This window comes from Bacillus sp. 01N45 (assembly GCF_056399205.1).
In genome coordinates, this window is sequence record NZ_JBFTQW010000005.1 from 91,335 (window position 1) to 114,927 (window position 23,593).

23 protein-coding genes and 3 pseudogenes are annotated in these 23,593 nt (G+C 34.4%); 9 read left to right on the forward strand and 17 right to left on the reverse strand.

Translation table 11 applies throughout. From position 1 onward, the window contains the following. Window positions 1-105: 105 nt before the first annotated feature. Window positions 106-528: a GNAT family N-acetyltransferase gene (locus tag AC1DMU_RS13410; protein ID WP_088063132.1), complete on the reverse strand. Its 423-nt coding sequence runs from the start codon at window positions 526-528 to the stop codon at window positions 106-108. A gap of 130 nt (window positions 529-658) precedes the next feature. Between AC1DMU_RS13410 and pdxR the strand changes: the two genes are divergently transcribed. Then, window positions 659-2,059, forward strand: a complete 1,401-nt coding sequence (gene pdxR, locus AC1DMU_RS13415) for a MocR-like pyridoxine biosynthesis transcription factor PdxR (protein ID WP_088063131.1) — start codon at window positions 659-661, stop codon at window positions 2,057-2,059. Between the two features lie 46 nt (window positions 2,060-2,105). Here the strand turns inward: pdxR and AC1DMU_RS13420 are convergent, their stop codons facing one another. After that, window positions 2,106-2,951, reverse strand: a complete 846-nt coding sequence (locus AC1DMU_RS13420; RefSeq protein WP_000831975.1) for a YitT family protein — start codon at window positions 2,949-2,951, stop codon at window positions 2,106-2,108. 169 nt (window positions 2,952-3,120) lie between these two features. After that, window positions 3,121-4,325: pseudogene (locus AC1DMU_RS13425) on the reverse strand (macrolide family glycosyltransferase). Between the two features lie 386 nt (window positions 4,326-4,711). Between AC1DMU_RS13425 and AC1DMU_RS13430 the strand changes: the two are divergent. From AC1DMU_RS13430 to AC1DMU_RS13440, 3 genes and pseudogenes are all read left to right on the forward strand, one after another. Beyond that, a complete protein-coding gene (locus AC1DMU_RS13430) occupies window positions 4,712-5,590 on the forward strand; it encodes a protein kinase family protein (protein ID WP_088063130.1) in 879 nt (292 codons plus the stop codon). 23 nt (window positions 5,591-5,613) lie between these two features. Further along, on the forward strand, window positions 5,614-6,501 hold the full coding sequence (locus tag AC1DMU_RS13435) for a GNAT family N-acetyltransferase (protein WP_215559037.1): 888 nt from the start codon (window positions 5,614-5,616) through the stop codon (window positions 6,499-6,501). After that, window positions 6,494-7,188, forward strand: a pseudogene (locus tag AC1DMU_RS13440) (class I SAM-dependent DNA methyltransferase). The gene AC1DMU_RS13435 and the pseudogene AC1DMU_RS13440 overlap by 8 nt, the downstream one beginning before the upstream one ends. A gap of 20 nt (window positions 7,189-7,208) precedes the next feature. Here the strand turns inward: AC1DMU_RS13440 and alr are convergent. Then, window positions 7,209-8,384 carry an alanine racemase gene (alr, locus tag AC1DMU_RS13445; protein ID WP_033662679.1) on the reverse strand — a complete coding sequence of 392 codons (1,176 nt, stop codon included), beginning with the start codon at window positions 8,382-8,384 and terminating at the stop codon, window positions 7,209-7,211. Window positions 8,385-8,555: 171 nt separating this feature from the next. Between alr and AC1DMU_RS13450 the strand changes: the two genes are divergently transcribed. Beyond that, entirely contained in the window at window positions 8,556-9,017 is a 462-nt protein-coding gene (locus AC1DMU_RS13450) for a DinB family protein (protein ID WP_088063128.1), read from the forward strand. 7 nt (window positions 9,018-9,024) lie between these two features. On the opposite strand, the gene AC1DMU_RS13455 is transcribed toward AC1DMU_RS13450, so the two are convergent. The 4 genes from AC1DMU_RS13455 to AC1DMU_RS13470 all read right to left on the reverse strand — a co-directional run bounded on the left by AC1DMU_RS13455 (window position 9,025) and on the right by AC1DMU_RS13470 (window position 12,063). Then, on the reverse strand, window positions 9,025-9,801 hold the full coding sequence (locus AC1DMU_RS13455; RefSeq protein ID WP_088063127.1) for a Cof-type HAD-IIB family hydrolase: 777 nt from the start codon (window positions 9,799-9,801) through the stop codon (window positions 9,025-9,027). A 6-nt stretch (window positions 9,802-9,807) separates the two neighbouring features. Then, window positions 9,808-10,398, reverse strand: a complete 591-nt coding sequence (locus AC1DMU_RS13460) for a histidine phosphatase family protein (RefSeq protein WP_476941518.1) — start codon at window positions 10,396-10,398, stop codon at window positions 9,808-9,810. A 262-nt stretch (window positions 10,399-10,660) separates the two neighbouring features. Then, a complete protein-coding gene (locus AC1DMU_RS13465) occupies window positions 10,661-11,632 on the reverse strand; it encodes an SPFH domain-containing protein (RefSeq protein ID WP_088063126.1) in 972 nt (323 codons plus the stop codon). A 2-nt stretch (window positions 11,633-11,634) separates the two neighbouring features. Beyond that, window positions 11,635-12,063, reverse strand: coding sequence for an NfeD family protein (locus AC1DMU_RS13470; protein ID WP_087982739.1), 429 nt, complete (start codon window positions 12,061-12,063; stop codon window positions 11,635-11,637). Window positions 12,064-12,338: 275 nt separating this feature from the next. On the opposite strand from AC1DMU_RS13470, the pseudogene AC1DMU_RS13475 reads away from it, so the two are divergent. Continuing rightward, window positions 12,339-13,553: pseudogene (locus AC1DMU_RS13475) on the forward strand (MFS transporter); the annotation flags it as partial. An 8-nt stretch (window positions 13,554-13,561) separates the two neighbouring features. Here the strand turns inward: AC1DMU_RS13475 and AC1DMU_RS13480 are convergent. From AC1DMU_RS13480 to spoIIP, 5 genes are all read right to left on the reverse strand, one after another. After that, entirely contained in the window at window positions 13,562-15,037 is a 1,476-nt protein-coding gene (locus AC1DMU_RS13480; RefSeq protein WP_215559036.1) for an amidase family protein, read from the reverse strand. A gap of 185 nt (window positions 15,038-15,222) precedes the next feature. Beyond that, complete coding sequence (locus AC1DMU_RS13485; protein WP_076537077.1) at window positions 15,223-15,669, reverse strand: NUDIX hydrolase; 447 nt, start codon at window positions 15,667-15,669, stop codon at window positions 15,223-15,225. A gap of 23 nt (window positions 15,670-15,692) precedes the next feature. Next, window positions 15,693-16,433, reverse strand: a complete 741-nt coding sequence (locus AC1DMU_RS13490) for a M15 family metallopeptidase (RefSeq protein WP_088063125.1) — start codon at window positions 16,431-16,433, stop codon at window positions 15,693-15,695. Window positions 16,434-16,444: 11 nt separating this feature from the next. Then, window positions 16,445-16,942, reverse strand: coding sequence for a GNAT family N-acetyltransferase (locus AC1DMU_RS13495; protein ID WP_141542753.1), 498 nt, complete (start codon window positions 16,940-16,942; stop codon window positions 16,445-16,447). 222 nt (window positions 16,943-17,164) lie between these two features. Then, window positions 17,165-18,319, reverse strand: coding sequence for a stage II sporulation protein SpoIIP (spoIIP, locus tag AC1DMU_RS13500; RefSeq protein WP_088063123.1), 1,155 nt, complete (start codon window positions 18,317-18,319; stop codon window positions 17,165-17,167). Window positions 18,320-18,408: 89 nt separating this feature from the next. Here spoIIP and AC1DMU_RS13505 point away from each other — a divergent pair, with 89 nt between their 5' ends. Both AC1DMU_RS13505 and AC1DMU_RS13510 read left to right on the forward strand, forming a co-directional pair. After that, a complete protein-coding gene (locus AC1DMU_RS13505; RefSeq protein WP_088063122.1) occupies window positions 18,409-18,705 on the forward strand; it encodes a hypothetical protein in 297 nt (98 codons plus the stop codon). Window positions 18,706-18,709: 4 nt separating this feature from the next. Continuing rightward, the gene (locus AC1DMU_RS13510; protein ID WP_048543104.1) at window positions 18,710-19,015 is read left to right on the forward strand and encodes a hypothetical protein; all 306 of its coding nucleotides are present in this window, start codon (window positions 18,710-18,712) and stop codon (window positions 19,013-19,015) included. On the opposite strand, the gene AC1DMU_RS13515 is transcribed toward AC1DMU_RS13510, so the two are convergent. The 4 genes from AC1DMU_RS13515 to cbpA all read right to left on the reverse strand — a co-directional run bounded on the left by AC1DMU_RS13515 (window position 18,988) and on the right by cbpA (window position 22,350). Then, entirely contained in the window at window positions 18,988-19,515 is a 528-nt protein-coding gene (locus tag AC1DMU_RS13515) for a DUF1572 domain-containing protein (protein WP_088063120.1), read from the reverse strand. The two genes, AC1DMU_RS13510 and AC1DMU_RS13515, sit on opposite strands and share 28 nt — an antisense overlap. A gap of 17 nt (window positions 19,516-19,532) precedes the next feature. Next, entirely contained in the window at window positions 19,533-19,862 is a 330-nt protein-coding gene (gene csaA, locus AC1DMU_RS13520) for a chaperone CsaA (RefSeq protein ID WP_046954946.1), read from the reverse strand. Window positions 19,863-19,928: 66 nt separating this feature from the next. Then, a complete protein-coding gene (gene brnQ4 / locus AC1DMU_RS13525; RefSeq protein WP_395940407.1) occupies window positions 19,929-21,266 on the reverse strand; it encodes a branched-chain amino acid transport system II carrier protein BrnQ4 in 1,338 nt (445 codons plus the stop codon). Window positions 21,267-21,702: 436 nt separating this feature from the next. Then, window positions 21,703-22,350 carry a cyclic di-AMP binding protein CbpA gene (gene cbpA, locus AC1DMU_RS13530; protein WP_088063119.1) on the reverse strand — a complete coding sequence of 216 codons (648 nt, stop codon included), beginning with the start codon at window positions 22,348-22,350 and terminating at the stop codon, window positions 21,703-21,705. 244 nt (window positions 22,351-22,594) lie between these two features. On the opposite strand from cbpA, the gene AC1DMU_RS13535 reads away from it, so the two are divergent. Further along, window positions 22,595-23,464, forward strand: a complete 870-nt coding sequence (locus AC1DMU_RS13535; protein WP_088063118.1) for a hypothetical protein — start codon at window positions 22,595-22,597, stop codon at window positions 23,462-23,464. Window positions 23,465-23,593: the final 129 nt, after the last annotated feature.

Genomic DNA, 23,593 nt, shown 5'->3' on the forward strand with positions numbered 1-23,593 from the left:
TCATTCTCTGTATTATTTACAAAAAAACAATTCAACAACATAAATTATAAACCTTTCTAAATGAAATAGGTTCTATATATTATGTCATATAGAACCTATCCTTCTTTATAATTCTTTATAAAAAGAAAAACTTACCTTATCATAACCTTCTCTTTCATAAAAGCGGTGAGCGTCTAATCTAGGAAACGCTGATGTAAGAACGATGGACTCACATTCGTTTTCTTTTCCCCAGTTCTCTATATAGGAGAGTAATACATTCCCATACCCTTTTGAACGATGTGCTTCTGCTGTTACAAGGTCATATACGAAAACATGTTTCTCATTATAAAAATTCGTACAAATCGCTACACCGGCTAGACTAACTGCTTCATCCTCTTCATTACGTAGCGAAAATAGTTTATAATTCTCTTCTTTCATTTTTTGAAACAAAGAACTTGCTTCTTCTCTTGAAAGTTTCGTTCGTAACTGCTGTAATACGGGAAATACATCATGTAAATCCGTTTCTGTTACTACTTCTCTAATATTCATTTTGATTCTCCCCTTACTATTTATAAAATTTTCTAAATGTTATATCATCATTATAGAAAGCCACTGCCCTTAGCTTAAGTGACAGTTTTATCCTTTTTTATAAGGCCAGTATGAAAAGGAGCGTCTACGAATGGATCTGACTATCCCATTATTATTACAAAGTAAAACACCCCTTTACTTACAAATTTATGAATATATGAAACGAGAAATCTCTCATGGATCACTATGTGCCGGTACACGCCTTCCTTCTCACAGAAATTTAGCAGTACAACTTAATGTGAGCCGTATTACAGTGGAATCCGCTTATCAACAATTACTAGCTGAAGGGTATGTAGAAAGCAAACCGAAACGTGGGATTTTTGTTGCAGAAGTTGATATGGATGTCATTCAAAAGAAACAGCAAATTGCGTCAAACATTGCTAACAATAAAGAAAACGAACAATATGATTATGATTGTAGTCAAGGACTTATTGATCAAAAAGCTTTTCCGATAACAAACTGGAAAAGAGCAATACACGAAACTTTATTTCAGTATGAAAATGAATTATTTGCTAAGGAAGATCCACAAGGTGAGCTCGTTCTACGAGAACATATTTCAAAGTATTTATATCATGCTCGCGGGGTACATTCTTCACCTGATCAAATTATTATTGGAGCAGGTACGCAGCCTCTTCTTTGGCTACTACTTCAACTACTTGGTTCAAAAAAGGAATTCGGAATCGAAAACCCTGGATTTCACCGTATTCCTGCTATGATTCAAAGTTCTGGTCTTACCGTTCACCCCATCCCTTTAGATGATAAAGGAATTCATATTTCCGCTTTACGTGAATCGGGTTGCAATGTAGCGTATGTCACTCCATCTCACCAATTTCCACTTGGAATCATTATGCCATTATCTAGAAGACTCGAGTTATTAAAATGGGCGAATGATTGTAAGGGCTATATTATTGAAGATGATTACGACGGGGAATTCCGTTATATAGGAAAACCTATTCCTTCTTTACAAGGACTAGATGCAAATGAACGTGTTATTTATATGGGAACTTTCTCGAAATCTTTTTTACCTTCTTTACGAATGGGATATATTGTTTTACCACCTCATCTGTTAAGAGCCTATGAAGAGCTTGGTGGTATGTTTAAACAAACTGTTTCTACGCTGCAGCAACTTACCTTTGCCACCTTTATTCAAAATGGTGATTGGGAACGTCATATTAACCGAAGTCGGACGTTATATAAAAGAAAACATATTTCTTTAATTAAATCTATTACAAACGAGATGGGAAATAACGTTCATATACTCGGTGAACAATCCGGACTTCATATTGTACTTCACGTTCATAACGGGATGAATGAACAAGAACTTATTCATGCAGCCGCAAAAGAACGTATTAAGTTATACCCTCTCTCCACATACGATTCTGTTCATAATGTAATGGATGAATCGTATGTATTGCTCGGTTTTGGCAGTATTCCAGAGGATCGTATCGAAACTGTAGTTCAATTACTGAGAAAGGCCTGGTTCCCTAAATAAGAATAGCTCCACGTAAGTTATACTTACGTGGAGCTATTTTCATTCACTATTTTTCTGATCTCGCTGCCCTTCCTGGCCGCTTAACACCAGTTGTTTCTGTTGAATAGGAAGCTTCAATGATAGCAGTTGGATCTACAGAGAGAACGAGATCTTTCATTTTTGGATAAATGAAACGGTTTGTAATACAATAAATGATTCTCTTATGTTCTCCTAAAAAACCACCTTCTCCATGTAGATACGTAACGGATAATTGCAATTCTTTCATAAGCAGATCGCCTATTTCTTTATTTTTACCAGAAATAATCATGACGCTCTTTCCTTGGTTAATACCATCTAATATGAAATCAATCATCTTCGTAACAATATAGAAAATTGCTAATGAGAACATCGCTTGTTCGATTGAAAATAAAATCGCTACAAATGTGAAAATAACTGCATTTACAGCAAGTAAAAATGTACTAATCGGTACTTTAAAGTGTTTGTTCATCCAAACCGCTAACATTTCTGATCCATCTATTGCGCCACCCATTTTAACAACAATCCCAACGCCTATTCCAAACAGTACGCCACCATAAAGTACAATTAATAATTCAGAAGTTGTAATCGCCGGAAATGGTTTTAAATAGATTAATCCAAGTGTTGTAACTACATTTGCATAAGATGTACGGATGAAGAACTTCTTCCCCATTACTTTTGCGGTAAATAGCAGGATAGGAATATTAAGTCCTAAAAACACTCCGTAAAGCGGTAATCCAGCAACTTTATTTGCCATAATAGCAATGGCCGTTACCCCACCATCTACTAAGCCATTAGGTGCTAAAATAAGCTCTAATGAACCCGCTACAATAATCGATCCAATTGTTAATAATACGTATTCAAATACTCTTTTCATTCATTACCCCCAAAACTTATATATTTTCTTAGTATTATTTTAACGTAATTTTACTACTAATTCAAAGATATGAGTTTATATACACAAAAGTTTCACCTTTACAGTGATTTTTTATGTAATTTATTTACAGAAACACACTTACGTATTACAGTAAGTGTGCTCCAAACATTTATTTAAGTTTTAAGTATGAATTCATTTTCATTTTTAATATTTCATCAACTGCCCTATTATACCCACCAGCATTTCTAAGGGACTCACCAACTTTACGACTATTTTCTTTAAATGTCACATCATCCATTACTTTTTCTACAGTCTCACGTAACAATTCAGAACTTAATTCTTTACGATTAATCCTTATTCCAGCCCCTACTTCACTCACTCGTTGCGCAACTAAAGGCTGATCTCCTGTTACCGGAATTACAACTAACGGGACACCGTAATATAGTGCTTCACTCGAACTATTCATACCACCGTGTGTCACGAATACATCAGCATGCTGTAATATTTCTAATTGCGGTACGTAATTATACAACTTAAAGTTATTCGGAATGTTTTCAAATTGATTTAAATTTATCTTCTTACCAACAACTAATACGACTGTCGCTTCTACATCTTTAAACGCTTCAAAACATTTTTCATATAGTTCAGGTTGTTCATTAAAAACTGTTCCCATAGAAATGAAAATCAATTTTTCATCTTTTAAATCTTCCATAGAAAAGCTGTCTACTTCTTTTCGAGTAGCAATTGATGGGCCGACAAACTTATACGATTCATCGAATACATCTGAACGCGGCTGGTATTCTTTTGAAGTATATACAATAGTAATATCACCAGGATGATTCATAATATCATACTATTACATTTCATTCCATACTGCCTATTCCATTTTTCCATTCCCGCTAAACAAGATTGATATAACGGATTCGTTTCATCTACTTGTCTTGATTCTTGTTCATCATTAAAATTAATGTACTGATTAAAAGCAAATGTTGTACAAGAAGAAACGCTAGGTAATTTTAAAATATTGGCTATAATACGTCCTACGGGAAAATGATTATCGTATAGCAAGTAATCGTACTTTTCCCCTTTTGTTTCTTCTACAATTTGAGTCACAATACGCTCTGATGCTTCAATCATATGAGATAGCATCGTCAAAGGACTCCCACCTTCATTTACTCGTTCCATAATATTAATTTGAGAGAGGAAATTCTCAAACACTCGGAATTCTGCACCTGTTGCTTCAATCTTCTTTCTATAATCTCCAATACAATACGAAACAACTGTCTCCCCTCGCCGAATTAACTCACTTACAATAGCTAAAGTCGGATTTATATGACCTTCTCCGGGAAAATTTATTACGAGTACATTTGCCATCATATTCTCTCCTATCTAACAATATTAATAGTTAATTATATTAATTAATTTAAAACTATTATAAAGGAATCTATTCTACTTCTTCATATTTTTCACTTCATTTTATTATTGAGAAATATTTTTCATAACCTACATTATAACTCTTATAAAAGTATGCTTAACCTTTCATTTATTGAAAAATACGGGAGTTATATTCAGGCATTTTTACAGATTTATCATCAGAAACATTATTTTGATAATTCATACAAAAGTAGAAAAATATAATTTCCACACTGATTTCTCACTATAAATTTATTTAAGTTCTAAGTTGTCCTCATCATTATCCACTTGGAACATATTCTGTTATATAATGAATTTATAGAATTTACAGAAAAAGAGGTAACTTCATGCTACACCAACTATTCACTTCACCTATTTTATCTATTCAAGCTTTACACCCAGGTTATGAAGACCATGCAAGCGATGTGTTTCTCGTCCGAACAGAAGATGCAGAAGTCATCGTTCGTTCTTCTAAAATGAATGAAGAGCCAAATAATGATTTTTGGTGGGGATGTAAAAACCTATTTGGAATTGATCCAAGGAACGTACATCATTTAAAAGCTGTACATACATTGCTGCAAGAACATACTAATCTTCCTATCCCAACAATATTAGAAAAACATATTTTAAATGGCCGTGAATTCGTTGTAGCCGAAAAGTTAGTAGGTAACACAGTTCAATCTTTTATCGGGCAACCAGATTCTATTTTATTCAGTCTAGGAAAAGGGCTTGCAGAAATACATACATTTAAAGCCGATTACATAGGAAATGTGTCAGGTTCCTTCCAAATTACACTAGATGAATTCCAATCACACATTTTAAATGTGAGTAAAGAGCTTGTGAATATGTTTTATTCCGATAATGAAAGCATACAAAATGCATTTCCTACTTTTGAATCACAACTTTCTTCCTTACCAGCACCAAAGGAATCAACGCTCGTTTTAATTGATATGGACCCTACTCAGTTTTTATCAGATGGTACAACTATTACGGGATTAGTAGATACAGAAGCCTATGCCGTTGCTCCCCGGGAGTTTGATTTTATCGGCTTAGAATATGTGTTTACAGAAAAAGAGGCACATGCTTTTAAACAAGGTTACGAAACCATTATGCCCCTTCCTCATCTTGCAGAATGTAGACCTCCCTATCGATATTTGTACCGGTTATTATCTGTTCAGGGCAGTGTGGAGTTAAAAAAGTGGCTTAGTCATCCATCCTATTTTTAAATACGAATGAGAGGGGTTATGAAATGAATATTGAACAAAAGAAATCTTTAATAGCAAACGAAATTCAGCAAATGAAAAATTTAGCTCATATTTGTGGGCAACACGATCAAATTGATTACTCATCAGATTTACATATAAACTTTTTAACTGCTCGCAATAATGAAGAGGTATATGATTTCCTATTTTATGATAATACTCAATTAATCGGTGCATTAAGTATGTATGATTTTGAAAGACCGACAAAACTGGAGTTAATAGGGTTTGTTCATCCGAACTATAGGAAACAACATATAGGCACTACTCTTTTACAAACCGCAATGAAAGAAATACGAATAAGAGCGGCAGATGAAGCTCTTCTTATTATGAATGGGGATTCTGCTTCTGGGAAAGAATTTGCAAGACATATGAAGTTACCTTATTTATATAGTGAATATAGTATGGAGTTCAAAGCTAAAGAAGTTCAAAAAACAACAAAGAATTCTATACAGCTTACTCTTGCATCTTCAGGGTCACTTCTTGATCTTATTGAAATTTCCAGTAAAGCTTTTGGAGATTCAGCAAAAAATACCGCTACATGGTTACAAAAAATGATGAATTCCCCTTCCTATCAAGTTTACTGTGCTCTTATCGACGAAAAAGTGATAGGAACGATTACAGTTTCTGAGCAAGAACAATCTACTACACTATCAGGATTCGCCGTTCATCCTTCTTATCAAGGTAAAGGATACGGAAAAGATATTCTTAGTTATATGGTACATACCCTTATTACAAAAGGAATTTCAACAATTGAATTAGACGTCGAAACGAAAAATAACCACGCTTTAAAACTATATACACAATGTGGTTTTGAAATGAAAAAGAAGCATGACTATTATAATGTAATGAATCTTGAGGTGAATACATATGTGTAAAAAACTAATTTATTCTGATCATGATATTTTCGCATCCATTTATAATAAACATTGGGGGCATTATGCTGAACACTCCTATCTACTTTTGGAAAAACTCGTTTTACAATATGCACCACCACATTCTCATATTTTAGATCTTTGCTGCGGGACTGGTCACCTTACTAAGAAATTAATTGATAATACTTTTTTAGTAACTAGTATAGATGGTTCTGCTCAAATGATTGAATACGCACGTCAAAACGCGCCAGACGCAACCTTTATCGTCGATGATGCTCGTTATTTCACTATGTTATCTCTACTGGCGATAGCTTAAACCATATTTTAAAATTAGATGAATTAAAAAATGTTTTTCATAATGTTTACTCCGTATTACATAGCGAAGGTACATTCGTATTTGATATGAATATGGAGAAATGTTTTCTTGAAAATTGGATTGCTTCATTTCATATTTCAGCGGAAGAATATGTATGTACAATTGATTCTACATATGATAAAGAAAATAAAAAAGCAGAAATGAACTTTATACTATTTCAACATAACATAGATAATAATTGGAAAAGAAGTGACTTTTCTTTTGAGGAAGCTTGTTATTCCAATGAAGAAATAATTTCTTCATTGGAATCTGTAGGTTTTAAGAACATTCAATTACACGGTACAAACAGAACATTTTTCATTTGTCAAAAATAAAAAAACTGAATCATAACGATTCAGTTCTTTCTTAGTATATTTACGACAGCAGCCGTTTCATTATTTTCTTTATACACTCGCGGGATTCTTCTGTCTAACATACAAGTAACTTCATAGTTAATTGTACCTAACATATCCGCTACTTCTTCTACCGCAATTTCTTCTTCACCTTGTTTACCGTAGAATACTACTTCATCCCCAACTTGTACTGGCATTGCTTTTGAAACGTCTAACATAAGTTGATCCATACAAACACGGCCAATAACAGGTACTCGAACTCCATTTATTAATGCATGCCCTTTATTAGATAACTGACGATTATATCCATCAGCATAGCCAATCGGTACAGTTGCAATCCATTCTTCACCAGTCGTTACATACGTATTCCCATAACTTACACCGCGATTCTTCTTCGCATGTTTAATATGAGCTACTTTTGATTTTAATGACAACGCAGGCTGTAAAGAAACGACTGCATGATCTACCTCTTTTGAAGGATACATTCCATATATTCCAATACCTACACGAACCATATTTTGAAATGTATTGCTAAGCTCCATTGAACCTGCACTATTTGAACTATGAATATATGGAATATGAATTCCTAATTCTTTTGCTGCATTGACAGCTTTCTCAAATAAACTTGTTTGCATATTCGTATATGATTTATCAATTTCATCTGCCGTAGAGTAATGTGTAAACATTCCTACTACCTCTACATACTCCATACGGTTTAATTCTTCTAAAAATGGTTTAACCTCTTCTTCTTGTAAACCGATACGACTCATTCCTGTATCAATTTTCACTTGAATTTGCGCTTTCTTTTGAAGACGGTTTGCGATTTCATTTATACCTTGTAAATCTTCACTTCTATAAACAGTCATCATAACGTCATATTGAATTGCCTCTTCCGCAGCTGCTACTGATGTATAACCTAAAATTAAAATCGGCACGTTAATTCCTGCTTCTCTTAACTCTATCGCTTCATCTACAAATGCAACTGCAAGCTGATCTATTCCTACTTCAATAGCAGCTTTCGCAACTTCAACCGCCCCGTGACCATACCCATTTGCTTTTACAGCAGCCATCATTGCAATATTTTCATCATTCACACGCTTTTTAAATTCTTTTACATTATGTTTTACTGCATTTAAGTCAACTTCAATAATTGTATCTCTTCCATATTTCAAACTCATTGGTCTAACTCCTAACTCAATAATTGCATTCCATTCTATTTCACGTTTCATATGACCTTTTACAATATAATACTTTTCAATATGCTAGTCAAACTACTAGAATTTTCGGAATTTTGAGTATGATATAATACCCTTAAGAAACTATTATATACGGAGAAGAGGAGAATTACAATGTTTGTACAATCTGCATTGCATCAACTACAAGTTGCTGTTGATACTTCTATTCAAATGCTTAACCAATATAATGAAGATAGTTTAAAAATACAACCAATTCACTCGAAGCGAGCTTTATTTGAAATGTGTGCACACCTTTCTCTGATTTGCCATGCGGATTTACTCATTTTAAATGGTAGTACTGAAAAACAACTACACACTTTCTATAAAGAACAAACACCCGAAACAATTACGCAAATGCAAAAAACGATGCTACAGGGCTACGATGTACTTTCTAAAACTTTTTTATCCTATTCCAATGAAGAATTAGCGGAAATGAAGACTGCTTATTGGGGTATTTCTTATTCCCGCTTTGAATGGTTACTTGAAATTGTTGCCCACTTTTATCATCATCGTGGGCAAATTCATATTTTATTGTGCGAGCACATTAAAGATCCTAACATACCTTTATTCCAATAAAGGTATGTTAGACGACATGAAAATTCTCTAAAGCAAATAAAATACCACCTTCACTCGCCTTCTTTGTAACGAAATCAGCTTTTGTTTTTAGTACTTCTCCGCCATTCCCCATCGCAATTCCTAATCCTACATATTGCAACATCTCAATATCGTTTCCACCGTCACCAAAAGCAATTGCTTCTGATTTACAAATGTTTAAGTGATCCAATACTTTTTGAATTGCGGTGAGCTTCGATACTTTATTATCTTCCAATACATTTATGACATAACCATGAAAACGGTCGAATGTAAGCATTGGGTATTTTTCAATAAATTTTTGAGATTCTATTTCATCCGCATACAAACATAAACAATAGATCTCTTCAGACAAATCCTTGCTTTTTTCAGGGTACTCCCCTAAATTTAACGTCTCGCTAAGTGCTTGCATTACACGCTCATTATCTGAGGCTATTCCGTTCATTGTAAAACCCTCAGTAAAATAAGAAACGCCGTGACCATGTAATTCTGCAAACTCTGAGATATCATGAACGATTTCACTTGAAAGTACCGATTTATGTAGAACTGTTTCCCTACACTTAATATGTGCACCATTTGCAGAAATAATTGTATGTATGCCCAGCTCTTTAAATTGTGAACATAAGCTATATGGTCTCCCTGTTGTAACAACTACGTGAATTCCTTTATCTATTAATCTTTGTATCGCTTCTTTTGTACTTTCGTGCATACTTCTATCAATCTCACTTAAAAGCGTACCGTCAACATCAAAAAACACTACTTTGTACACGGGTCTTTACATCCCGTCCAAATGATTCGTATCATTAATGAAATGTACCGTTTTTTGTTCGCCATCAATTTCAATTAAGCTTATTCCCGTATCTCCCATTTTAAAATAATAGTCCATTGAAATGGGCATTTTGAAAAACGCACGTAATAGACTATTTATTACACCACCGTGTGCAACGATTGCTATCCGTTCATACGTATTCTCTGTCACGATTTTAGAAAAGATTCCTTCTATTCTCATTCTAAATTCAATAAATGATTCCCCATTTTCAAAACGGTCATGAAGAAACTTTGGCTCTGGATATTTCTTTGCTTCTTCAAAAGATAAGCCTGCTTGCACTCCGTTATTAAACTCCATTAATTCCTCTTCTAGTTGAATTGGGCATCCAATTCCTTCAGCTAACGTTTCACCAGTTTCACGAGCACGCTTTAATGTACTTGCCCAAATGAAATCTGGTGGAAAATCTGCTTTCACTTTCTGTACAAGCCTTTGCATTTGCTGTCTTCCTTTTTCTGTTAATTCAAAGTCAGCTCGCCCTTCATGTACGTTTAAGATATCAGCTTCTGATTCTCCGTGGCGTATTAGCAGTATTTGCATTTTTTCTCCACTCCCTCGTTTAATATCCACAAAATCCCATTATATCATACTCTGAATTTTCTATTACAAAAATATATTACTGTACAGTTGTTCAACCCGTTTTAATAAACGAGTTATTCCACTTAACAATTACAAGCACTCTAAACTTATAATTCTTTTAAAAGTGAAAAGAAAATCCATCTTCATAGTAGCAAAGAGGCTAATATTTTTTATCTAGATAAAAACAAAAAGAGAAACGGCATTCCATTTCTCTTTTTCACTCTTATTGTTCTTTTTGTGTATCTGAAGAAGGCAATTTCTTCGCTTGTTTTTCTTTAAAGATTTCTCCAATGGCCCCGAGAGTACCAAGCGTCTCAATTGCATTAGATGGAATAAAGACTTTATTTGCTGGCCCTTTTGCAACCTCAATCAATGATTCAAATGATTTATAAGCAAGTACGCGTTCATCTAAATCTGCTGCACGAAGTAATTCAATTCGATTTTGTTCTGCTTTTGCAATTTCCTCAATCGCTCTTGCTTCCCCTTGCGCTTCTAATTCTTTTGCTTCTTTTATACCTTCAGCTTCTCGAATACGTGCTTCTTTATCACCTTCAGCCATTAAGATTTTACTTTGCTTTTCCCCTTCAGCACGAAGAACTTTATCTTGTTTTGCAGCTTCAGCTTCTAAAATGATTGCACGTTTATTACGCTCTGCTTTCATTTGTTTTTCCATTGATGCTTGCACATCTTTCGGCGGATTAATATCAACAACTTCAACACGTTCAATACGAACGCCCCATTTTTCTGTTGCTTCATCAAGTGCTAAGCGAATTTCTGTTGAAATTTTTTCACGACCTGATAACGTTTCATCCAGTTCCATATTACCAATGATTTGACGCATCGTTGCAGAAGTAATGTTACGAACACCATATTCATAGTTTGAAATACCATATGTCGCAAGTTCCGGTTCCACAATTTGATAGAAAATAATTGTATCAATCTCTACTTGTACATTATCTTTCGTAATTACCTTTTGGGGTGGTACATTCGTTTGTTGAATACGTAAGTCATGATATACACGAACTCGATCTACAATCGGGATTAATAAATTTAATCCTGGCTGCATAACACGTTGAAACTTACCAAATCTTTCAACGACTCCAACTTTTTGCTGTGGAATAATTTTAATTGTTAACGCGATAAATGTAACAACAATTAGTGCTAAAATAATCGTTAATGTTAATGCTACTGCCATATTTATTCACTCTCCTTTTTAACTTGTAATATAGTACTATTCCTCTTTATAACAATAACTTTTTCTCCAACATCAATTGGATCATCTGCAATAGCTGTCCAAGTATCTCCATCCACCTTCACAATACCATTCGCTTCATTTGTAATCGCTTGCATAACAATGCCTTTTTTACCGACAAGCAAATCTACTGTATCAGTAAAACCTTTTGCTTCTCGAAAGTTTTTTGAAATTCTTTTCGTAAAGAAAGTCAATGTTAAACTTACAATCGCACCAGCAACAACTTGTAACAGTAGTGCTTCAGGGGCAAACAAAGCAATTAGACCTCCGACAACAGCTCCAATTCCAAGCCAAAGCATATAAAACGTAATCGACAACAGTTCCGCAATAAATAAAATACCAGCTATTATAAACCAAATTACCCAAGCAGCCATATGCAACCCTCGCTTTCTTTCTCATTTTCTATATGTATATGAAGAAAAGAATGGTTTATCCGCCCTTTCTTATACCGGGGCATTTACTACAAGCTATTGTACATATTCACTGTTATAAAAAGCATCAATAAAATACTATATTAATATATTCTTCATTATACATGACATTTCCTTTCAAAAAATGACAAAAAATTAAATTCTTTCACAATTCCAACTTTCAAATTATAATTATCCTAACTATTGGAAGGTTTTTCCTCAGGAAGGTTGTGTACTTATTGCAAAATCGTTCACTAATTTACTATTTAGGCTCTAAAATATGCATTACTCTCGCTGACATCGTATACATCATGATTATTACAACTCATATGTATATCACAACGAAATCAGCTACATTAACCGCGCTTTTTCCATTAGTACAAGTCATAACTAATCTTATAGCAAATACATCTGCACCACTTATCATGAATCGTTTTTCATCTTATTCCTTACTTTTCACACTACAATGGACAAAAACTGTTCTATTATTTTTATTAATGATATTATTCCCAGCCCTTTCCTCAAACGTTGTAACACTATTCATTTTCATTTTTTTCATTTCTTTATGTAGCGGCTGGAGCGCACCGTTATTATACGGTATCCTTCCTCGCCTTACACGAAAAGAACAATTAGTAAAAGTAAATAATATTTTTTCCTTTTCCACACAAATTGCGCAAGCCGCTGCTTATTCATTTACAAGTGTTATAGTTCTTCTTATCGGTGCTACTTCTACACTCATGATGAATAACATTTTGATAATTTTTGGGTGTGTTGCACTACACGTTTCATTACGTTCCATACATACTGAACGAGTAATTGAACCTTCTTCTTCAAAAGGCGCTGCTTTACTGGAAGGTTGGAAACTCTTATTTCAGAACCCCTCTCTCCGTACCGTTACATGTATGGACTTAATTGAGACTTTCGCAGGGACGATATGGATCGGCGCTATTACGATGGCTTATGTAACAACTGCCCTTCATAAAGGAGAAGAATGGTGGGGATATATTAACACAAGTTATTATGCGGGGACGTTAATTGGCGGGATATTAGCGTGGAAAATGAGTACATACATTCAAAACAATTTAATACGCTCCATGGCGATAGGCTCCCTTATGTTTAGTATTCTTACATTTTTATATGGTATGACAAGTAGCGGGTTTATTGCGCTTTTTCTATGCGTTCTAATGGGGCCATGTTATCAAATTAGAGATATTTCTCAAACGACGGTTTTACAATCCAGCGTCGCTCCTTCTTTATTATCCAAAATGTATACAGCACACGGCGCACTTCTTTCAACAGCTTCTGGTCTTTCTATGCTTAGCGTTGGCATTATTACCGACCTGTTCGGTGTTCGTACTATTTATATTCTCGCTTCTATCCTTATATTGTGCTCTGCTTGTTTATCATTTAACTTATTAAAATATGATAAAACAGAGAAAAAAGATATTTCACTTTATTTTATTCATGATAAGTTAGGGATTTTCCGATGCTTTGTCGCTTGTTCAAAAGCGTATGCTAGTTTAATCAAGGTCCCCTCAGAAAAAGCAGTGCTTGCAAGAGTAATTCCAAACGGTCTTCCGTTATCCATATATCCCGCAGGTATCGCTATAGACGGATAACCTGCTTTCGCACATATAGTCGAGCCGATATAGGAAGGGAATAGAATCACATCAAGATCATATTTTTTCAGTGCAAAATCAATACCTTGTTCTTGTGAAAAATATATATCTGCTAATCTTGCATTTAAATATTCTGGATTTCTTAACGTATTAGGAAAATCTTTTCTTCTTTCTAACTTAGTTTGTCCATATTTTAAAGCTCTTTCAGCTATGTTTTCATTAAACGCCATTAACTCTGAAATAGAATGTACTGGCATAGTAGAAGGTAATTTAGAAAGATAGTTATCTAAACTATGCTTTAATTCATAGAGCGATACTCCCCAGCTCCATTCTCTATGAAAAGACGGAATATCAATATTTTCTACTACTGTTGCTCCCTCACTACGCAATACTTCAATCGCTTCCTTAAACAATTTTTCATCATATTCACCAGTTTCATAATAATCTTTTGGTGCATTGCTATATACACCAATCTTTGCTCCATGTAAACCGTTAACATCAAGATATTTTGTATAATCATGTTCTGCTATACCTTCACTTTTATGAGTAGCTACATCCTTCTCGTCTACCCCAGTTAAACTCCCTAGCAAAATAGCAGCGTCTGTAACCGTTCTAGCAAATGGACCAGCTGTATCTTGCGAATACGTGAACGGAATAATGCCTCTACGACTAATTAGACCAACAGTCGGTTTAATACCGACTACAGAATTTTGAACAGCCGGGCTTAAAATAGAAGCATCCGTTTCCGTTCCAACAGATACTACTGTAAAGTTAGCAGCAACTGCAATCGCAGCCCCCGTACTAGAGCCACCAACAAACATATCATCCTCGCCCGTCCCATATGGATTGATTGTTTGTCCACCTCTTGCACTATATCCAGCCCACATGTCAAAAGACATTGCATTTGCTAATTCTGTCATATTTGTTTTTCCTATTATTACTGCTCCTGCTTCTCGAAGTTTCGTAACGAGAAATGCATCTTCACTACTTATATTTTGTTCCAGGGCAATCGTACCTGCACTTGTATGCATAGAGTCATTCGTTTCAATATTGTCCTTAAGTAAAACAGGTATACCATGTAATGGTCCCCGTCCACCTTTTGTCTTTCTTTCATAATCTAACGCTTCTGCAATAAAAATAGCGTCTGGATTGATTTCTAAAATAGAATTGATTTTTGGCCCTTCTTGATCATATTTCGCGATTCTATGAAGATAATACATAACTAATTCTTTTGAAGTTAATTGCCCAGCTTCCATCGCTACTTGTATATCATGAATTGTTAATTCTTTTTGTAATCGAGCATTGAACTGAATCTCCATCTTCATTCTCCTTCTTTAAAAGCTTTTATTGATAACGTGTATCTATTACTTTTTCATTTTCTCCGCTCCTCGCATATACAACTACAATCCCTTTCAAAGAGTTCAACTTACCAATGTAAAAACCTTTTATTTCCTGAAAAATAAAAAAGTCTGAAACGATTAATTTTCCGCTTCAGACTCTTTTATTACTTTACATATACCTCATCTAACAAATGTAAAAACTCACCTTGTTTCCCAGCTAGTGCAGGGCATTTTGCAATATCAATCCATTCGTAGCAAAATACTAACCCTTGATCTTCCTCACCGGCACTTACAATATGTTCCCAATCATCTTTTACATCTGTTAGTAAAGTTACGTGGAAAAAATGCCGCTTTTGATATTCCTTTTTCTCTTTCACAAGTATGATGTAATCGGCTAGGAATCTTTCTATGCATAAATGACGTAATCCAGACTCTTCCTGTACTTCACGTAAAATTGCTGCTTCTAACGTTTCCCCTTCGTCAACTGTTCCCCCTGGTACTTGTATACCAGCTTCAGGTATATCACGATGTTTAAAAACAAGCAGTTGCATAACTCCTTCTTTTTCTCTTGTCACATATGCGTGTACTTTTTTCTTATATAACACCGTCATAATCCTTCTCTCCCCTCAATTGCTCACTGCGTTACTTCTTCAAGCGTCAGCTGATTTTCATATAAATATGTAGCTTGTGGGTTACCCACATACCTTACGTGCCATGGTTCATATCGATAGCCCGTAAGCGATTCTTTCTCTTTTGTATATCGAATTACAAACCCAAATTTATGGGCATTTTCAGACAGCCACTGCCCTTCTTTCGTTTCACCAAAAATTGTCTCTAGCTGAAACTTAGCAGCTTGAGATGTAATATCCATAGCAAGCCCTGTTTGATGTTCACTCGTACCAGGAACCGCACTCGACATCGCTGTTTTTACTTCTCCATCTTGCTTTTTATACATCGTATTTAATGCTTTTTGTCGATCGAAAGATCTAAATCCCGATACTGCAAATAAGAAAATATGCTCCTTATCAGCTTGCTGAAACATTTCCTCTAGCGCCCCTGCTGCTTCTTTCCTCATTTTTTTCTTTTCTTGATCACCTTCACTTGAGTAGCGCACTTTCGGAATAACTAAATCTGGCGGTCTGTATCCATCTGGTAAACGTCTACTTTTATTCACAAGCACAAGCATCGAATTCGGATTACTAATTACCGCAATATCACCATCCATATTGGCAATCGTTTCTTTCGCTTTCGGAAATATGTTATTCACATTTACCTCGCGCGCCTGCTTATCCTTATACATTTTATAATTGATTCCTGCTACTCCAACAATGAGTATCATCGCTACGATACCAAGTAGTATCCATCTTTTTTTCATATAACGACCTCTTATTTTAATAATTTGGCCATTTCATACTCATCGATGTTCTCTCCACCGATAATAAGAGCTGCTCTTTTGACACCTTCTTTCTCAAATCCAACTTTTTTATATAGTGCCTGAGCTCTTGTATTGTGGGCCATTACCGTTAATTCTAAACGCCATACATCATGTAATCTTGCCCACTTCTCAGCCTCTTTAAACAATCTCGTCCCAATACCTCGCCCGCTATACTCTTGCAAAATACCAATTACAATACTTGCTACATGTCTCTTTCTTTGAATATGATTTCCATTCACTAAAATAAACCCTACTATACTTCCTTCTTCAACTGCTACGAATATTGTTGCATATTCATTTTCTATAAAGCGATGAATCATTTGTTCTTGTTGCTCGGCTGTAAATTTTCTTTCGCCTGGTTCATATAGCATAAATTTCGTTTCTTCATCTAATTGCTTACTTAATTGCAAAAATGGTGCTGCATCTTCTATTTTGATCTCCCTAATCACTTCTATCACCCTACCCGTTTTATAATAAAAAGTTTTCCTTGTAAAAAGATTTTCTCTACTTTCCCGAAAATCCCTTTGTAAATCTCCCAGTATAATTTGACAAATTTCGATATTACTATAACAACGACAAATTATGTCTATTCTGTGACGTCTCATCATGACAAAAAACGCAAGCTTTACACTCACGTTTTTTCAGACTCTCCCACAAATTTATGTTTCATTTTATCCATTCACCTTTTCTGCCTGCCAGAAATATTCACCAAATGCTTTAGCAAGGGCATCAATCGATCGATTTAGTTCTTCCTCCGTATTATCTACGCCACCAACTTCAATTAATATCGCTTGTCCTGATAAGTCTTGATTGTAGACACCATTTCCTGTTTGGAATCCTTTTTGAATGACACCACGACTCACTCCTGGATATTTCTTATTAATTTCCTCATGAAGAGCTGTTGCTAATTGTAAGTTCTTTTCATAATTTTTATTGCCTTTCCCTATTACGAAAGCAAGCTTTGCATATGATTTATCTCCAATTGCTTTTGTCGTGACATTTTTCCGAGCACTATCACGATGCAAGTCAAAGAAGTACTGCAGTTCTTTATTACCTGTCATTGCTTCTTGTACAATTTCCCGTGACACTTTGTAAGAACTATTACTATTTAACCCTTTACTAATCAATTTTTGGCCGACATCAGTCTTGTCGTTAGTAGCTCCTATCCCTTCACTTTCTAATTGTTCACGAAATCGATCGCCCACTATTGAAATATTAGTGACGGAACTTGTTGCTTTATTCGGATTTGGATTGTTTGCTAAATTTAGTAACGGCAAATAAGATTCCCAACTATGCGAATGATAAATAAGCGCAACTTGTCTTTTTCCTGTTGTTTGAGCCGGTTGCTTTTTCTCTTTGTTCGTATTCGGCTTTTGAGCCTGTCCACCTTCACCAGTTCGTTCTTTTACCACTTCTTCAAGCGGAACGCTCGACTCTATCGGTAAGTTAGAGTAATTTGTCCCTTCACCCGCAATAACAATTTCTGTATCGTACTTTCCAAAACCAGGTAGCTCTTTTCCGACAAAACTGCGTACATCATTAAAACGAATATTCGTAGCCATAGAAAAGAGAAACGAAGAAATTGAAAAATCTTGATTTAAATTTCGATACTCCTGTGTAAAATAATGATTCTCTTTCCCAAGAACGTACATGTAACCATTCATCGATAACTCATTTAACCAATTATATAAATACGTTGACTTTGTCTCTTTCATAGAGGTTACCATCATACTAATAAGAAAAAAAGTCGCTAGTACTGTAGTAATAATAAATAAAACTAACTTACGTACACTTGTGAACTTCACATAAAAAAAGCCTCGATTCATACTATCACCCTCTCTATTTCAAGTTATGTACAAGCTCTAGAGAATAGACCGTCTAAATTCCGGCTATATTGTTAATGAGGTGAAATGAATTGAAGCTACTAATAGGAACATTACCCATTGTACTATCATTTATTTTTTATCGGCTTGCTAAGCATCCTACAATCCGTGTTGCTTTACATATTTCAGCGTACTTAGCACTTTATGTACTCGGTACAATTATTTCTATTAATATATATGATGTTTTAATACAAGATTTAGTTTTCATGACAAGCATTCATGGAATTTTACTAAATCCATTTTTTCTTATATCAGGAGCATATATAGGGATATACACCTTGCACTTAATCTTGTCTTACGTTATTACGAAAATAAAAAATGGAGTGTAATAAAATGCAACCACCATTCATCTGTCATACATGCAAAAAAAGAATTGTGCGAAAGAAAGATCTTATTATTGCCACATCGTACTTCCGCTTTTATTTATTTCACAGTGATTGCTTTAAACGACAGCAAGTGTTCATCTCACGATTTATCCCTGTAAATACGCTTTTTAATTTCTTTCTTATTATATACGGACTTATTTTTGGCAGCATGCTTATGATTACAGAACCATCTATTATTTGGGTGATTTTCTTATTTCCCATTTTATATCGGTTTCTTTCCTATTATTATGTTGAACGTTTTTTCTCTACATAACGTGCAGACTGTCCTCTAGGAATACTTAGACATTCCCACTCATTTTCTTTTAACATCTTCCCAATGTAAATAATCTGTCCAATATGCAAAGCATAATGAGAAATTTGTCTTTCAATTGCTTGCATGACAGTATGTGCTTCACCGCGAATATATACCGTCTGTAATAAATCTTCTGGCGTTAGCACATGCATCGTTTTCAAAACATATTCCCATCCTTCATTCCATGCTGCGAGAACCTCTTCCTTAGAATGATAACCATCTTCAAATTCAGCGTCTCGGTTACGATTTATTTTTTCACCATCAGATGTTAAAAAATCCGTCCATCTAGAACGCATATTACCTTGCAGATGCTTTATAATAACCGCTATACTATTTGTTGCTTCATGAGAAGACCATTCAATCTGTTCATATGATAATTGAGAAAGCACCCGTTCCCCTTGTTTCTTTGTTGCTTCAAAATTCGAAATAGCACATTGTAAATATTCTCGTCCAATATCCATGTTCCCCCGCCTTTACACTAACTAATTTTCGTTCCATTTGGTAATTCCATATTGGGCTGAAGTAATACGACATCACCGGCTTCAGGTACTCCCCCTAAAACAAGCACTTCTGATTTAAATCCAGCTACACGTTTTGGCGGAAAATTTACAACAGCAACGATTTGCTGACCGATTAAATCTTCTGGGGTATATCTCTTCGTAATTTGAGCACTTGACTGCTTAATTCCAAGCTCTCCAAAATCAATTTCTAGTTTAATCGCTGGAACTCTTGCTTCTTTAAATTCCTCTGCATGTGTTACAGTTCCAATTCGTAAATCCAAAGCTAAAAAATCTTCAAAATTAGCCATTTTATCATTCCTCCCATTTATTACTTAGACAAAACAATAAAATCCCCTTTAAAAAAAGAAAGGCGCCTAAGCACCTTTCTTTTGTAGTTCACTTGATTCATTTGATTTATAGAAGAAGAAACCAAGAATCCCGCCAATACATGATGGGATTAACCATCCTATTCCTTCATTATATAATGGTAACATTTGTAGTACGTTAGAAATCGCGTCAATTTTAATGTTCGCACTTTCTAAACCGTTAAAGAAACTAATTAACAATGCGCCTAAAATAGCTCCAATATAAATGGTATTACGCTTCCCAATCCATTTATGGAAGTAAGAAAGTACGATTAATACGATTGCAACTGGATAAATGATCATTAACACTGGTAAAGTAACTGTGATTAATTGTGTTAAACCTAGGTTAGATACAATTAAACTAAACACACATACCATCGTTACAATCGCTTTATGCGAAAGTTTAGGGAATAAGTTTGTAAAGAAGCCAGCACAAGCTGATGTTAATCCAACAGAAGTTGTTAAACAAGCGAGTATAATAACGAGCCCTAATAAAATTTTACCACTTGTTCCATATAACTCATTTACAACATTCGTTAAAATAAGTCCACCATTCTCTGATACACCAAGTGATGTACTTGTTGAACCAAGATAAGCAAGTGATAAATAAATTAACGTTAAACCAAGTACTGCAATAATACCTGATACTACTGTTATTTTTGCAACTTGACTACTTTCTTTTATTCCTTTAGAACGGATAACTTGTACAACGACAATTCCAAATACAAGCGCACTAATTGCATCCATCGTTAAATATCCTTGTATAAATCCACCAAAGAAAGCATTTTCTTTGTATGCTGCTAGCGGCGCAGCTGGTTCTCCAATTGGATCAATAATTGCCTTTCCAACAATAACAGCAACAATCAATACTAACAATGGTGTAAGAAATTTTCCGAACCAATCCACTAATTTAGATGGATTTAATGATAAATACCAAGTTATTCCGAAGAAAACTATCGTGAAAAGAAATAGCATGTACCATTCGGAAACCAATGCCTCTGATAAAAATGGCTTCATACCCATTTCAAATGAAACGGCTCCAGTACGCGGAATCGCGAAAAATGGTCCAATTGCTAAATAACTAATCAATGGGAAAATAAACGCGAATATTGGGTGAACTCTAGAAGATAGCGCTTTCAAGTCCCCCTCTACAAACGCGACAGCTGTTACAGCTAATAGGGGTAATCCGACTCCCGTCACAAGGAATCCAATTGTAGCAATCCAAACATTCTCTCCAGCTTGTTGCCCTAAAACTGGTGGGAAAATTAAATTTCCTGCTCCTAAAAATAGTGCAAATAACATTAAACCGATTGCTACCGTATCACCTGGCCTTAAACGTCCCTTCATACTTTTCATTTGCATAGCACTTTTTCATTGTTTATCTCTATTTTCACAATATGCTATGCATCCTCCTCTCTGCTCAAGCTGATAAAATATGCCCCTTACAAAGCAGTGTCTTTCTCCATAATTTCTCCATTCCCCTTATTTTCACTCTAATTATTAATTTTTGATTTTTTTGAATATTTAACTCATTAGAGTGTTATTGCGTGGAGTATAGTTGTCAGACCTCTTTGTTTTTATCACACATATAGTAACATATTTAGTTGAAAAATAAAAACATATTTTCAAATTGATTTTTTTGAAAATCAAAATTATCTACATTTTTTATTCTTTTACACAAATATTGTTACAATCTCGACTTTTATCCTATCATTATTTTTAAATAACTTTATTCAAGTAACATAACAAAAACCATCCAACATAATTAGATGGCTTTTGCATGTTACTCTATCGTTTCAACTTCGCGTGGATTTTTCATCTCTTCCACATACACAACTCTAAATCCGTGATCTTCTAAATCTTTCAGTAACGTCTCTAATTCACCGTCGTTAAACTCTTCTCCTAATGTAAACATAATTCTCCGAACTAATAAGGCATCATTATCAAAAGTCATTAAACTTTGGATACCTGTATATTTCTTTAATACTGTCGATAATTTTTGAATGGCCCCATTATAATCTTGTGTCCCAATCATGACAGAATATTTACTAGAATGAACGCCCCAAGCATCTTCTAATAACTCGAAAACCTTTTTATGCGTTAAAATTCCAAGAAAGACTCCATTTTCATCAACTACTGATAAATAAGGTAATTTTTTTATTGTAAAAAATACTTTAAAGAACGAAGAATCTTCTCTAACATAACCTTCTTTATCGTTTAATAATTGTACTACACTCTCTTCCAGCGAACCTTTATATTCTAAAATATCTACTTTGTATACATTCCCTAAATATTTCTCTTTTTTTTCATCTAAAACTGGTACACAACGATACCCAGTTTTATTTAAATGCTCCAGTGCTTCCCCTATCGTAATTGAACTTGAGCAAAATAAAACTTCCTTTTTCGGCACATAATTCCCTTTAATCCTCATAAACAGCCTCCTTATGTTAAAATACTTTCTGTGCCATAACTATATTATATTTTCAGAAAAAAATAAATAATTTATTTTACTTTTCTGAAAATTATTTATTTTCTTGTCATAATTTATTCACGTTTCATTCACTTATATCCCCTACAATACTAAATTTCTTTAAGAAAAATATATTGTAACTTACGCCGAAAAAAGCTAAAATAAGAATAAGAATTTTCTGAATATTCTAAGAGTAGGTGATTACATGTCTTTATTGCGCTCACATATATGTAAATTTATCGTTGGTGTTCTCATTATATTTATCATTAGTCCTATTCCTGCATTATTCATTACACATAAATACTCATACATAACTGGCTTTATAAGCATTTTTCATAACTTCGCACAACTTTCTTCTATGACAATTCCAAAGATTGATTGGATGCACGAATCTATCTTTTTCTCAGCAAATCAAATGGTTCATACTTCTAATCATTCAACACCGTTATTCCCTTACATATGGGAAATATATTTTTTATCGATTGTTCGTTTTACCTTTACTCTTGCGATTGGATTCTTTATCAGCTTAGGGATCGGCCATTTATTTTTTAAAGCACCTCAATCGGTTAAGAAGTTCACTTATTTATTAAAATGGATACCCTACTCTTTTTGTACTGTATTATTACAATGTTCGGTCTTATTACTACTCCTATACATCGCAAAATTGATAAAGCTTCCTTACTACTCATCTTTTATCATCGTTGGTAGTACTTCCATGATTATCGTTATGCAAGCAATAAAAAAGTGGGTTCCTTTCTTAAGTAACACCAATGAATATGAAATAAAACAATCTTCTTTCCTTGTAGATACATTGTTTTTAGCGCTTACTTCGAATCATAAATCTATTCTAGGTTCCATTATTCTTTCATTCGTTATTATGGAATGCGTTTTTCATGCAAGCGGACTATTGCAATTTGTCGTTCAATTCGGTGGAAATGCACCTGTTATTGTTACAATTAGCTTATTACTTTTGTATATCCCGTATTGCATACTCTCTTTCCTTCAAACACTATGGACGACAAATCACGTTAAACAACAATCATACGCTTTAACGAGAAGTATTCCAAAACCTTAATTTGAAATAACCCTCTATAATATGAAAGTAGGGGGTTATTCCTTTTGTATAGCGGACAAAATAACAGCAAATTCAAAAACTATTGCAGAAACATACCAATATTTACCCTTTTTCTTTGACTATTCTTTT